This is a genomic window from Pantoea sp. BL1, from assembly GCF_000963985.1.
Lineage (GTDB): Bacteria > Pseudomonadota > Gammaproteobacteria > Enterobacterales > Enterobacteriaceae > Pantoea > Pantoea rwandensis_B.
The window spans coordinates 90,230-103,177 of record NZ_JZRH01000030.1 but is presented as its reverse complement, the minus strand read 5'-3'; the positions used below and the strand labels follow the sequence as shown (position 1 = coordinate 103,177).

The window sequence follows — 12,948 nt, the reverse complement described above, 5'->3', positions numbered from 1 at the left end:
CGATGTCCAACTTTCGGGGTTCACTTCTCGCCGTGCGCCCTGCTTATCACGCCTCTTCTAAACCGCGATTCTTCAGCATCGGGCCAATCTCCGGTGCTTTTCCACGCCATGCCAGCCACAGATGTTGCAGATCGCTGCTGTTACCGCGTGAAAGAATATGATCGCGGAACTGCTGGCCATTCTCGCGACTCAACCCGCCACGTTCGACAAAGGCCTGGTAACCATCATCGGCTAACATCTGCGTCCAGATATACGCGTAATAACCGGCCGCATACCCTCCGCCCCAGATATGGCGGAAATAAGTGGAGCGATAACGCGGTGGTACGGTCGCTAACGCGATCTGCTCTGCCGCCAGCGCCTGTAGTTCAAAGTGACTGACATCCTGCGGATTGTCCTGCGTGGTCAGCGAATGCCATTGCAGATCCAGCAACGCCGCCGCCAGCAGTTCGGTCATGTCGTAGCCCTTGTTGAACTTAGATGCGCGCACCATCTTCTCGCGCAGTTCCACGGGCATCGCATCGCCACTCTGATAATGACGGGCATAGTTGGCGAACACTTTTTCATCGCTGGCCCAGTGCTCGTTAATCTGCGAAGGGAACTCGACGAAATCGCGTGGCGTAGCGGTGCCGGACAGGCTTGGATAACGTTGAGTCGCAAACAGTCCGTGCAGCGCATGGCCGAATTCGTGGAACAGTGTGATCACCTCATCCCAGCTGAGCAACGCAGGTTGCCCAGCCTGCGGTTTGGTGTAATTGCAGACGTTGTAAATCACCGGTTTGGTGCCAAGCAGCGTCGTCTGATCAACGAAGTTGCTCATCCAGGCGCCGCCACTTTTGTTATCACGCTTGTAGAAGTCGGTATAGAACAACGCAAGTGGCGTATCGTCAGCATCGAAGATTTCATAAACGTTGACGTCCGGATGATACACCGGTAGATCGTGACGCTGCGCGAAGCGAATACCAAACAGCTGGCTGGCGGACCAGAAAACGCCCTTTTCCAGTACGTTATTCAGTTCAAAGTACGGACGGATTTGGCTCTCATCCAGGGCATATTTGGCTTTTCTCACTTGTTCAGCATAGAAATTCCAGTCCCAGGCGCGCAGCGGAAAATTGTGGTGCTGCTGCTCAATGATCTGCTGGATGTCCGCGGCTTCTCGCTCGGCGCGGGCCCGCGCCGCCGGGACGATATTACGCATAAACGCAAAAGCAGCATCCGGCGTTTTCGCCATCTGATCCTGCATACTCCACTCCGCGTAAGTATTGAAACCCAGCAGTTTCGCCTGTTCTGCGCGCAGCTGCGCCATGCGTAACACAATCGCACGCGTATCGTTTTCATCGCCCTGTTCGCTGCGCGTCAGTGCCTGATTGAATAAGGCTTCACGCGTGGCACGCACCTCCAGCGACTGCAAGGCGGGCTGTTGCGTGGTGTTTTGTAACGGCAGCAGCCATTCGCCGTGTAATCCACGCGCTTTCGCTGCGGCTTTAGCATGGGCTAACTCTTCTTCACTCAATCCTGCCAGCGCCGCCACACTGCTCACCGTATACGCGCCCGCTTTGGTCGCCGCCAGTAGCTTGTTGCCAAAACGGGTGCTCAGCGTGGCGAGTTCCTGATTACAGGCACGCAGCTGAGCTTTATCTGCATCGCTCAGACTGGCACCGGCCAGCTGGAAGTGCTGCCAGGTGACTTCCACCAGACGCATCGACTCCGCATCCGGGCAGGCAGAACCGCGATGCTGGTACACGCTGTCGAGACGGGCAAACAGCTGGCTGTTCAGATGGATCTCATCACTCAGCGCGGTGAGTTTAGGGGTGATTAGTTCATCCACTTCCTGCAACAAATCACTGGTGTTCGCCGACGTCATGGCCCCAAACACCAGATTAACGCGGTTTAGCAACTGCCCGCTGCGCTCCTGGGCTTCATAGGTGTTGGCAAAAGTGGCCGGTTCAGGATTATTGGCGATGGCGGCAATTTCCTGACGTTTTTCTGCGATACCCGCTTCGAGAGCCGGGAGAAAATCGGCTTCCTCAATCAGGTCAAAAGGCGGAGTTTGGTAGGGCAATGCACTGACGGTGAAAAACGGATTGGCTCGTGAAGTCATTATCGCTCCTGATAATCAGCAACGCCGCAACCAGTGCGGCGGGATGCTTCTATCCTGGCAGTTTCAACGTCACTCAACAACCGCTCTGCTGGTGCTGATACACAGAGATGATTTCGCCCGCCACTGCCACGGCAATTTCGGCTGGCAGTTTGCCTTTGACATCCGGCAGACCGAGCGGGCAGCGCAGCCGCGCCACTGCATCCGCCGCGATCCCTTTGCCTTCCAGCCGATAGCGAAAGCGCTGCGCTTTGGTCGCAGAACCAATAACGCCGGCATAGCGAAAATCACCGCGCCGCAAAATGGCTTCACTGAGCGCCAAATCGAGCGGATGGTCGTGGGTCATCACAATGAAATAGCTGTCCGGTGCGGCCTCTTTGACGCAATCGATCGGGTCTTCCACCTGACGCACGGTGACGCCCGGTGGCACATGGCGAAACTGGGCGGCGCGGCTATCGATCCAGGTTATGTGACAGGGTAACGTTGCCAGCAAGTTAACCAGCGCCTGCCCGACATGGCCCGCGCCATACAGCTGGATTTCAGGCTGCTGTTGCATCAGCGGTTCAAACAGCAGCGTGGCATGCCCGCCGCAGCACTGGCCGAGCCGCGCGGCCAGGGCGAACTCTTCACTGCGCGGCTGCTGACAACGCTGCTCCAGCATGTCGCGCGCCAGCGCAATGCACTGATATTCCAGGTGGCCGCCGCCGATGGTGAGATAAGTTTTGCTGGCGCTGACCACCATTTTACTGCCGCGATCGCGCGGTACAGAGCCGCGTTGGGTCAGCACGGTGACTAAAACGCAGCTCTCACGTTTCTCTCGCAAACTGTGCAATACAGCGATCCAGTCATGATAAATCATCATCCGCTCCTGAGAGGCGCTGCACGCCCCAGAAAACGCGCTCGGGCGTGGCGGGGGCATCCAGCTGCGGATGGCGGCGATAGTTATCCACGCTGGCAACCGCGTCCTGTAATGCACACCACACCGCAATGCCCAACATAAATGGCGGTTCACCCACGGCTTTCGAGTGGAACACCGTGTCCTGAGGATTTTTGCGATTTTCAACCAGCGTGACGCGCAAATCATGGGGGACATCGCTGATGGCGGGAATTTTGTAACTCGCCGGGCCGTCTGTTAGCAGCTTGCCCTGATCGTTGCACACCAACTCTTCGCAGGTTAACCAGCCCATGCCCTGCACGAAACCGCCCTCCACTTGCCCGATATCCAGTGCCGGATTGAGCGAAGCACCGACGTCATGCAGGATATCCGCACGCAGCAAACGGTATTCGCCGGTTAAGGTATCTATCAGCACTTCACAGCACGCTGCGCCATAAGCGAAGTAATAGAAGGGTTTGCCACGCCCGGCGTTGCGGTCGTAGTGGATGCCAGGCACTTTGTAAAATCCGGTGGCGGATAACGGCACCTGATTCAGCCACGCCTGCTGCGCCACCTGGGCAAAGGTAAAGTGCTGCTCGCCCACGCGCACAATCCCATTGCTGAAGGAGACGGCGTCGGCCAGGCACTGGTGCTGCTGACAGAGCATCTCTGTCATGCGATCGCGCAATATCTGCGCGGCGTTTTGCGCGGCTTTGCCGTTGAGATCGGCGCCGCTGGAGGCCGCCGTCGGTGAAGTATTAGGGACTTTACCGGTATCGGTTGCCGTGACCTGAATCTGGCTGATATCGATTTGCAGCACTTCCGCGACAATCTGCGCCACCTTGGTGTTCAATCCCTGGCCCATTTCGGTGCCGCCGTGATTGAGCTGCACCGTGCCATCGGTGTAGATCAAAATTAAGGCACCGGCCTGATTAAGGAAGCTAGAGGTGAATGAGATACCAAATTTCACCGGCGTTAAGGCCAACCCGCGTTTCATAAAACGATGACTGGCGTTGAACGCTGTGATGTCCGCGCGGCGTGTCGCGTAATCGCTGCTGGCTTCAAGCTGTTCCGTTATCTCCATCAGCAGATTATCTTCCACCTGCTGATGGTAATGGGTGATGTTGCGATCCTGCTTGCCGTAATAGTTGCGCTTACGCAGTTCGAGCGGGTCCAATCCGCGCTCGCGGGCGATATGGTCCATGATCTGCTCAATCGCCACCATGCCCTGAGGCCCGCCAAAACCGCGATAGGCAGTATTAGACGCCGTGTGCGTACGGCAGCGATAGCCGGTGATCAGTGCATCACCCAGATAGTAGGCATTGTCTGCGTGAAACATCGCACGATCGACGATCGATCCGCTCAGATCGAGGGAGTAGCCGCAGTTTCCCGCCAAATCGATTTTGACACCACAGAATCGACCTTCATCATCAAAGCCCACATCGTAACGCACAAAGAAGGGATGGCGCTTACCGGTGATACGCATATCATCGCGTCGCGCCAGACGCATTTTTACCGGACGCCGCGTCTGGCGCGCGGCAATCGCACACAGGCAGGCCACACCCGCAGCCTGCGTCTCTTTACCGCCAAACCCGCCGCCCATCCGGCGCATATCAATGGTGACTTTGTTCATGGTGATGTCCATCACCTCGGCCACCAGCTTCTGCACTTCCGTCGGGTTTTGCGTCGAAGAGAAAACCTGCAGGCTGTCGTCTTCGCCTGGGATCACTAACGCGGTCTGGGTTTCCAGATAGAAATGCTCCTGGCCGCCAATATGGAATTCCCCCTGAATGCGATGTGGCGCACGCGCCAGCGCTGCATCAGCATCACCCCGTTGATGAACGTGCGGTTGCTGCACAAAGTGACGCTGTTCCAGCGCCTCGCGCAACTCCAGAATCGCCGGTAAAGGCTGATATTCAATGATGGCGGCGGCGGCACCGGCGCGCGCGGCTTCGGGTGAATCCGCTGCCACCGCAATCACAATTTGCCCGAGATACTCCACGCTATCCTGAGCCAGTAAGGGATCGCCCGGCTCCAGCGGGCCGACATCATTCAGGCCCGGTACATCGCGCCAGGTCAGTACGCTCACCACGCCGGGTACGGCATAGCAAGGCTGCACATCGATATGCGTGATACGTGCATGTGCATGATCACTAAGACGTGGGCAGAGATGCAGCAGGCCAGGCAGATCCGGCCTGTCATCAATGTAGATTGCCTCGCCCGTAACGTGTTTATCGGCGCTTTCATGCTTCTGACTGCGGCCCACGCCGGTTTTCATGTCGCTGGCAAACTGTCTTTTTAACAACGTTTCGCTTAATGCAGGTCGGTTATGAGACATAGCGCGCCACCTCTGTAATGGTCAGTTCGCCACAGGTATGTGCGTAATAACGACGTAGCAAATTGCGTGCAACCTGTAAGCGGTAGTCGGCGCTGGCGCGGAAATCGCTGAGCGGCTGGAAATCCTGGCTGAGCGCCGCGCAGGCTTGCTCGATGGAAGCGGGGGTCAGTGGCTGACCGATCAGGGCTGCCTCGGCTGCGATTGCCCGTTTCGGCGTTGCTGCCATCCCGCCAAACGCCAGCCGCGCCTGCTCTATCACGCCATCCTTGCACTGAATGTTGATGGCGATGAACACCGCCGAAATGTCATCATCCAGACGCTTTGCCACTTTCCACGCCACGAAATCAGGTGACACCGTCACTTTCGGGATCACTATCGAACGAATAAACTCTCCTGGCTGCATCACGGTTTGCCTGTAGCCAGTGAAGAACTGGTCCAGCAGTACTTCACGTAGACTCTCCCCCTGCTGCAACACCAGGCGCGCATTGAGTGCCAGCAGCATGGGCGCACAATCTCCGATGGGTGAGGCATTGCCGATATTGCCGCCGAGCGTACCCTGATTACGAATCTGCAATGACGCAAAGCGTTCCAGCGTGGCACTGAAGGCAGGAATTTTCGCCGCCAGGAAGTGATAACAATGATGAAGCGGCGTAGCGGCCCCCAGATGAATCTCTCGATCATCTTCAGAACAGACGCTTAATTCCTCAACCTGTTCCAGCGCAATCAACAGCGGTAAACGTCGATACTGCTGGGTAATTTGCAAGGTGAGATCAGTACCGCCTGCCAGCAGTCGCGCTTCAGGATACTGCTGATACAGTGCCGCAAGCTGCGCCAGGGTTTTAGGGACGAAACAACGACTGCCATCGGCTTCCAGTATTTGGACTTCCCGATGATTCAGCGCCTTTAAGCGCTGTACCAGTGCGGTTTCATCGGCTTTAAAGTTGTCTTCTGTGTGTTGCTCACAGGCTTGCTGTGCGGCGGCCATAATCGGCCGATAACCCGTACAGCGGCATAAATTGCCAGCCAGCGCTTGTTCGGCCTGTGGCTGGTTCCAGCCCTGAGTATTTTTCTGCAAAGTGAACAGCGACATGACAAAGCCAGGCGTACAGTAGCCACACTGTGAGCCGTGACAATCCACCATTGCCTGCTGCACGCTATGCAGTTCACGGCCCTGCTTCAGATCTTCCACGGTGATCAGCTGCTTGCCCTGTAAGCTACTCACCAACGTCAGGCAACTGTTGATGGCTTGATACTGCATGCGCCCCGCCACCACTTTTCCCAACGTTACCGTACAGGCGCCGCAGTCACCTGATGCGCAGCCCTCTTTGGTTCCCCGCCGCTGTTGATGGCTGCGCAGATAGTTAAGCACGGTCAGATTCGGGTCTAAGGCCGTTTCGGTGACCAGCCGATTATTCAGCAGGAACTGGATCATGCAGTGACCTCCTCACGATCGCGCTGCCACACCGGTTTACCGCTGACCCAGGTTTGCGCAATGTTGCGGTCGTCTCCCAGCGTCATCATCACAAACAAGCGTTCCCAGATATCTTTGCTGTTGGCGCTACGCAGTTTTTGCAGCGGGGAAACCGCGGGATCGATCACCACGAAATCCGCTTCTTTACCGGGATTGAAATTGCCAATTTTGTCGTCGATATCCAGCGCATGCGCGCCACCCAGCGTTGCGTGATAAAAGGCTTCGCAGGCGCTGAGCTTGTACTGCTGTAACTGCCCAACTTTGTAGGCTTCCCCTAGCGTTTGCAGCATATTGAAGGTGGTGCCGGCGCCCACATCCGTTCCGATGCCCATGCGCACGCCCTGCTGCCAGCAGCGTTTAATATTAAACAGGCCACTGCCGAGGAACAGGTTCGACGTCGGACAAAAGGCGATAGAGGAATCCGTGTCGTGCAGGCATTGCCACTCGTTCTCTTCCAAATGCAGACAGTGAGCAAACACGCTGCGTTTGCCGGTGAGCTGATGATGATGATAAACGTCGAGGTAACCATCCCGCGCCGGGAACAGCGATTTGACCCAGGCGATTTCCTGCTGATTTTCACTCAGATGCGTATGCAACCAGGTATCCGGGAACGCTTCGCGCAGCTGACGGACTTTTTCCAGCAGTTCTGGCGAGGAGGTCGGCGCGAAACGTGGCGTCAAGGCATAGCTCAGACGACCACGCTGATGCCAGCGTTCAATCAGTTCACGTGAATCCTGATAGCTCTCCTCCGGCGTTTCTGTCAGATACTCTGGTGCGTTGCGGTCCATCATCACCTTTCCGGCAATCAGACGCATATCCAGCTGTTGCGCGGCATGAAACAGCGCATCGACCGATTGTTTGTGCACCGTGCCAAACACCAACGCCGTGGTGGTGCCGTTAGACAGCAATTGTTGCAGGAAGAAGGCCGACATCTTTGCTGCGTGCTCCGGACAGTGATACTGACTCTCGACCGGGAAAGTATATTGGTTCAGCCACTCCAGCAGCTGTTCGCCGAATGCGCCAATCATCTCGGTTTGCGGATAGTGAATATGGGTATCAACAAAGCCCGGCACGATCAGCTTGCCGCGCAGATCGATGACCGTGGCGGCATCAACGCGCCCTTCTGCGATCTCCCAACTTTCAAGCGACACCACCTTACCCTCGCGCAATGTCAGCAAGCCGTCTTCGAGGTAGCGCGCATGCGCAGCGATATCATCGGGCTGAGAAGCCAGTGCGGTGAAATCAAAAAAGCTGGCGCGCAGTAGCGTTTCAGAGGCGTAAGGCATAACGGTTCCTTGATAAGTAAAATTGCAATGAGTTGCCTTAAAGGTGTATTGCAAACGCTATGCCAACGCGAAAATTAGATAATGTTGTTACTTTTCAATGTGTTGTTCATTTTTTTTGTAGCGCCGAAACCGTTTCTGAATCGCAATCGAATGCGCAACCGTTTGCTCACATTAGCAACCGATTGCTGAGTGATTTTGTTCCCTATCGAACAGAAATATTTGATGAGATATAGCCATAGCATTGGTTTTTATGCGCCATTGCGGTGCGGTGTTGCACGCTTTCCGTGCAGAAGATTTCCTCGCGGGGCAAATATTGAATAGCTTTAAAATTATCCTGGAATTGGCTGCTGCCATTCCGTGTCATCTCATCCTTCTCACTACAGTTTTATGCTGGGTTACCGATAACAGATACGTATTCGGAATTTTCAGTGACGCAGGACGCATTCTGGAAAAATAAACCTCAAATGTGATCCAGTTGGGTGGAAGGTCAATCATGTTAAAAACATTACGCTCGCGTTTAATCGCTATCAGCGTGGTTATTACGGCAGTATCCCTTATCGCACTTGCCACTTTTACTTACACCACCGTGCGTGGCAAGACACTTGAGAGCATTGATGAGCGGATTGGGCAGCTTTCGCGGATTCATGCCGCCGAACTGGCTGGCTGGGCAGCAGAAAAACAACGTATCACCGGATCGATCAAAACGGCGTTTGGACGTCACGACGATGCTGTTCCTTTTCTCCGTGCTGCGATCGAAGCAGGCGAGTTTGATGATGCCTACATCGTCTATCCTGAGCCGCATTCCCATGTGTTCGTGCACCCTATGCCAGCAACCTATGATGGCAGCCAACGTCCGTGGTATCTGGAAACCGTCAAAGCCGGCCATCCGGTGTTACTGGATCCGTATGTCGATGCCTCAACGGGCAAGCTGACTATTACCTTTGCTCAGCCGATTGTGGATAACGGTAAAACATTGGGTGTAATAGGCAGCGATTTGCACCTCGATACCGTCTCCAATACGGTGAGTGCCATCCATCCACTTGAGAAGAGTTTTGCCTTCCTGGTCGACAGCAGCGGTAAACTGATTGCCACGCCGCAAGCAGATCTGATTCTCAAGCCAGTGACCGAGTTATCACCTTCACTCGATATCAACACTATCCATCATCTGGCCAGTAATGGCGGTCATGCCGAATTGACCATCGGTGGCGAACAGCAGTTTGTTTACGCGTCTCCCGTTAAAGGGACGCCATGGTCACTGGTGATCGCCGTTGATCGTAATGAAGTGACGGCATCACTGACGACATTACAGCGTGAAAGCATCCTCATTACTCTGGTGAGTCTGATTATTACCGCGCTGATTGCCGGGCTGGTATTCAACCAGCAGTTGCGTCGTCTGGCCATTTTACGTGACGCCCTGGAAGACGTGGCTTCAGGAGAAGGTGACCTGACGCGTCGCCTGGATGTGCGTGGCGGAGATGAACTGGCGCAGATATCAGCGGCGTTCAACCGTTTTGTTGAAAAACTCTCGGGCGTGCTGCTTCGTGTGCGTGAAGGTGCAAACAACATCGCGCTTGCCTCCAGTGAAATCAGTGGCGGTAATAATGACCTGGCCTCTCGCACCGAGGAGCAGGCATCGAGCCTGGAAGAAACGGCAGCTACGTTAGAAGAGCTGACTTCAACGCTGAGCAATACCGCTAATAATACCGAGCAGGCACGCCAGTTTGTCAGCGGCGTAGCCACGGCGGTCAGAGATAACGGCACCGTGATGAACGCTGTATCCTCACGGATACAGGAGATTTCGAACGATTCGCAGAAGATGTCCGAAATCATCAAGGTGATTGATGGCATTGCATTCCAGACCAACATTCTCGCACTGAATGCCGCTGTTGAGGCTGCGCGCGCCGGAGAATCAGGCCGAGGCTTCGCGGTGGTCGCCAGTGAAGTCCGCAGTCTGGCTCAGCGAAGCGCAGGTGCTGCGCGCGAGATCAAGACACTGATTGATGACACGGTTTCACGCGTGACTTCAGGCAGAGAACTGGTCGTCAAAGCCGATCAGGGTATGACCAGCATTGTGTCTGATATCCACAACATGACGCAGTTGATTGAAGAAATCGCCCATGCCAGCCGCGAACAGAGTGAGGGTATTGGTCAAATCAATATCGCAATGGGACAAATTGACACCACCACGCAGCAGAATGCAGCGTTGGTTGAAGAGTCCGCCAGTGCCGCCCTGTCGATGTCAGAGCAGGCTGCAGTAATGGCAGAACTGGTCAGCACGTTTAAATTGATGGATAGCACTGATGCCATGACACCGAAATCTGAAAGTTTCGTCAAAAAGCCGGTTCTCTCCCCGCTAAAATCGCGCGCAGCGCTGGCAACAGCGGGTACCTCATCAGAGGATAACTGGCGTTCCTTCTGATTCACTGAGCCAAACAGGCACCTGGTCTCGGGGTGATAAACTTCGATGCCAGGCTTGCTTTCCTTCATGACGAGGAAACAACAAACTTAATCCGGTGATGAATTGAATACCTCTCACCGCCAGCCAGATAGCACACGTCAGACTCGGCAAGTAATAAAAGCAGCTGCATGCCTTGATTCAACCAAATCAGGCAACCTGTTAGCATGAATTGACTCACGTAACGCAGCGCTGCGCCCGTGCCTCCTCCCTTCGCAAAGCCAGATTGTTGTGCATGTTAAATGCCCTCCACGGTGGCTAATCCCACATTTATCGCAACGCACAAAGACCATGAGCCTGCATAGATGGTTTATGATGTATACGGTTTATGGATTGGAGAGCTGAGTGTAGCCGGGTAAATTTGCTCAACCGGGCACTCGCAAAATGATCATGCTTCCCCCGCCCATAACTCGTAGAGTTTCATTGTTGGTTTTTTAAATTTAAAATCAATTGGTTAACATTGACGTACAATTGTTTAAGGAACAGTGAGATGATTATTTTTGTCACTGGCGCCACCGCCGGTTTTGGTGAAAGCATCACCCGTCGCTTCATCGCTAATGGTCATAAAGTGATTGCCAGCGGACGTCGCGCAGAGCGTCTGAAAGAGCTGAAAGATGAGTTGGGTGCCAACCTTTACACCGTTCAGTTGGATGTGCGTAATCGCGCCGCTATCGATGAAGCTATCGCTGCGCTGCCCGCAGAGTGGCGTGATATCGACGTGCTGGTGAATAACGCCGGTCTGGCATTAGGGATCGAGCCCGCGCATAAAGCCAATATTGAAGATTGGGAAAACATGATCGACACCAACAACAAAGGTTTGGTGTACATGACGCGTGCCGTGCTTCCCGCCATGGTGGAGCGCAATGTCGGTCACATCGTTAACATCGGCTCCATCGCTGGCAGCTGGCCTTATCAGGGCGGCAACGTTTATGGCGCGACCAAAGCGTTCGTGCGCCAGTTCAGCCTCAATCTGCGTACCGATTTACACGGCACCGCGCTGCGCGTCACCGATATCGAGCCGGGCTTAGTGGGCGGCACCGAGTTTTCTAATGTGCGCTTCAAAGGCGATGATGGGCGTGCAGATGCCGTTTACGAAGGCACCACCGCGCTGACAGCGGAAGATGTCACTGAAGCGGTATATTGGGTCACGACACTGCCTAAACACGTCAATATCAATACGCTGGAAATCATGCCGGTCTCCCAGACGCTGGCAGGTCTGAAAGTGCATAAAGGCTGATTATTGTCATGGGGCGCACAGGTTGCGCCCTTCACTTACGCCCGGCCCCAACCGGCAACAATAATTAACATACCGCTAAACGCCACCAACGCGCCAACCCAATCCCACGTACTCAGTTTGACGCCATCCACCACTCGCAGCCAAATCAGCGCCGTCACAACATAAACACCACCGTAAGCCGCGTATACCCGGCCGCTTGCCGCCGGATGGAGGGTCAGTAGCCAGACAAACAGCGCCAGACTTACTGCTGCAGGAAGTAATAGCCACGCGCTCATTCCCTTCTTCAGCCACAGCCACGGCAGGAAACAGCCAACAATTTCGGCAATTGCAGTCAAAAAAAACAGCAAAGTGGTTTTCACCAGCATAGAAAATCTCTCTCTCGCCTAAACAAAAGGCTCACCGCTGGTGAGCAAAGTTGCAGCGATGATATACTAGCCCTCATGGTTGTAACAGCCGGGTTTCTGGCTGTGCTGGTGTTAACTAAAGGAAATCACAATGAAAAACCTGTTTTCTCTCCTGCTGACTGTGACGTTAACCTGCGGTGCGCTGCTGACTGCACCGCTGGCATCGGCCCAAACTGACCGCTTGATCATTGAGAATGGCAACAGTGCTTCCAGCAACGAAGCCGCGCGTCAAAGCAAAGAGCAGTGGAACGACACCAAAAATCTGCGCAATAAAGTGAACACGCGCGTGGAGAAAGAGTTCGATAAAACCGATAAGGCTTTTGACACCCGTGATAGCTGCGAGAAGAGCTATAACGTCAATGCGTATTGGGAACCGAACACCTTGCGCTGCCTTGATCGTCGTACCGGCCGTACGGTCGCACCTTAATTCGCTGTTGCTGCTATAGTTTTCAAGGGAATTCAGAACCAAGGAGAGTGTGATGAAAAAGCGTAATGCAGTGATGTTGATGGCAATGCTGGTGTTACCGGTGCTGGCACAGGCTTCCTGTGAAAGTGTCAAAGCAGATATCAGCAAGAAAATCGTCAGTAATGGCGTGGCCGAATCAGACTTCACGCTGGATATTGTGCCTAACGATCAGGCCGATCAAGCGGGCGGTCAGGTGGTGGGTCACTGCGAAAACGACAGCCAGAAAATCGTGTATAAGAAAAACGGCCGCGACAGCGAAAGTGATGTCCCGGCTAGCGCAGGCAGTTCACAGGATGCCCCTGCGCAGTAACACTGAATGGGC

10 protein-coding genes are annotated in these 12,948 nt (G+C 54.6%); 4 read left to right on the top strand and 6 right to left on the bottom strand.

All coding sequences use genetic code 11. From position 1 onward, the window contains the following. Nucleotides 1-46 precede the first annotated feature (46 nt). The 5 genes from dcp to guaD form a co-directional block, all read right to left on the bottom strand. On the bottom strand, nucleotides 47-2,098 hold the full coding sequence (gene dcp / locus VH86_RS14950; protein ID WP_045833381.1) for a peptidyl-dipeptidase Dcp: 2,052 nt from the start codon (nucleotides 2,096-2,098) through the stop codon (nucleotides 47-49). A gap of 73 nt (nucleotides 2,099-2,171) precedes the next feature. After that, nucleotides 2,172-2,954, bottom strand: a complete 783-nt coding sequence (gene xdhC, locus VH86_RS14945; RefSeq protein ID WP_045833380.1) for a xanthine dehydrogenase accessory protein XdhC — start codon at nucleotides 2,952-2,954, stop codon at nucleotides 2,172-2,174. Then, on the bottom strand, nucleotides 2,941-5,307 hold the full coding sequence (gene xdhB, locus VH86_RS14940) for a xanthine dehydrogenase molybdopterin binding subunit (RefSeq protein WP_045833379.1): 2,367 nt from the start codon (nucleotides 5,305-5,307) through the stop codon (nucleotides 2,941-2,943). Before xdhB ends, xdhC begins: the two co-directional genes overlap by 14 nt. Continuing rightward, nucleotides 5,297-6,739, bottom strand: a complete 1,443-nt coding sequence (gene xdhA, locus VH86_RS14935) for a xanthine dehydrogenase small subunit (protein WP_045833378.1) — start codon at nucleotides 6,737-6,739, stop codon at nucleotides 5,297-5,299. Before xdhA ends, xdhB begins: the two co-directional genes overlap by 11 nt. Next, nucleotides 6,736-8,064, bottom strand: coding sequence for a guanine deaminase (gene guaD / locus VH86_RS14930; RefSeq protein WP_045833377.1), 1,329 nt, complete (start codon nucleotides 8,062-8,064; stop codon nucleotides 6,736-6,738). Before guaD ends, xdhA begins: the two co-directional genes overlap by 4 nt. Before the next feature lie 493 nt (nucleotides 8,065-8,557). Between guaD and VH86_RS14925 the strand changes: the two genes are divergently transcribed. Both VH86_RS14925 and ydfG read left to right on the top strand, forming a co-directional pair. After that, a complete protein-coding gene (locus VH86_RS14925) occupies nucleotides 8,558-10,483 on the top strand; it encodes a methyl-accepting chemotaxis protein (protein WP_072050615.1) in 1,926 nt (641 codons plus the stop codon). Nucleotides 10,484-11,009: 526 nt separating this feature from the next. Continuing rightward, complete coding sequence (gene ydfG / locus VH86_RS14920) at nucleotides 11,010-11,756, top strand: bifunctional NADP-dependent 3-hydroxy acid dehydrogenase/3-hydroxypropionate dehydrogenase YdfG (protein ID WP_038646916.1); 747 nt, start codon at nucleotides 11,010-11,012, stop codon at nucleotides 11,754-11,756. 35 nt (nucleotides 11,757-11,791) lie between these two features. Here the strand turns inward: ydfG and VH86_RS14915 are convergent, their stop codons facing one another. Then, nucleotides 11,792-12,121, bottom strand: a complete 330-nt coding sequence (locus tag VH86_RS14915; protein WP_075564075.1) for a YnfA family protein — start codon at nucleotides 12,119-12,121, stop codon at nucleotides 11,792-11,794. Nucleotides 12,122-12,251: 130 nt separating this feature from the next. On the opposite strand from VH86_RS14915, the gene VH86_RS14910 reads away from it, so the two are divergent. After that, nucleotides 12,252-12,587 (top strand): DUF1283 family protein, encoded by a 336-nt coding sequence (locus VH86_RS14910; protein WP_045833376.1) that lies wholly within the window; start codon nucleotides 12,252-12,254, stop codon nucleotides 12,585-12,587. A 52-nt stretch (nucleotides 12,588-12,639) separates the two neighbouring features. Next, a complete protein-coding gene (locus VH86_RS14905) occupies nucleotides 12,640-12,936 on the top strand; it encodes a DUF1161 domain-containing protein (RefSeq protein WP_038646911.1) in 297 nt (98 codons plus the stop codon). The last annotated feature ends 12 nt before the right edge of the window (nucleotides 12,937-12,948 follow it).

Bases quoted from the DNA above. Each gene is read 5' to 3' on its own strand.
- dcp (WP_045833381.1), bottom strand. From the start codon at position 2,098: ATGACTTCACGAGCCAATCCGTTTTTCACCGTCAGTGCATTGCCCTAC.
- xdhC (WP_045833380.1), bottom strand. From the start codon at position 2,954: ATGATTTATCATGACTGGATCGCTGTATTGCACAGTTTGCGAGAGAAA.
- xdhB (WP_045833379.1), bottom strand. From the start codon at position 5,307: ATGTCTCATAACCGACCTGCATTAAGCGAAACGTTGTTAAAAAGACAG.
- xdhA (WP_045833378.1), bottom strand. From the start codon at position 6,739: ATGATCCAGTTCCTGCTGAATAATCGGCTGGTCACCGAAACGGCCTTA.
- guaD (WP_045833377.1), bottom strand. From the start codon at position 8,064: ATGCCTTACGCCTCTGAAACGCTACTGCGCGCCAGCTTTTTTGATTTC.
- VH86_RS14925 (WP_072050615.1), top strand. From the start codon at position 8,558: ATGTTAAAAACATTACGCTCGCGTTTAATCGCTATCAGCGTGGTTATT.
- ydfG (WP_038646916.1), top strand. From the start codon at position 11,010: ATGATTATTTTTGTCACTGGCGCCACCGCCGGTTTTGGTGAAAGCATC.
- VH86_RS14915 (WP_075564075.1), bottom strand. From the start codon at position 12,121: ATGCTGGTGAAAACCACTTTGCTGTTTTTTTTGACTGCAATTGCCGAA.
- VH86_RS14910 (WP_045833376.1), top strand. From the start codon at position 12,252: ATGAAAAACCTGTTTTCTCTCCTGCTGACTGTGACGTTAACCTGCGGT.
- VH86_RS14905 (WP_038646911.1), top strand. From the start codon at position 12,640: ATGAAAAAGCGTAATGCAGTGATGTTGATGGCAATGCTGGTGTTACCG.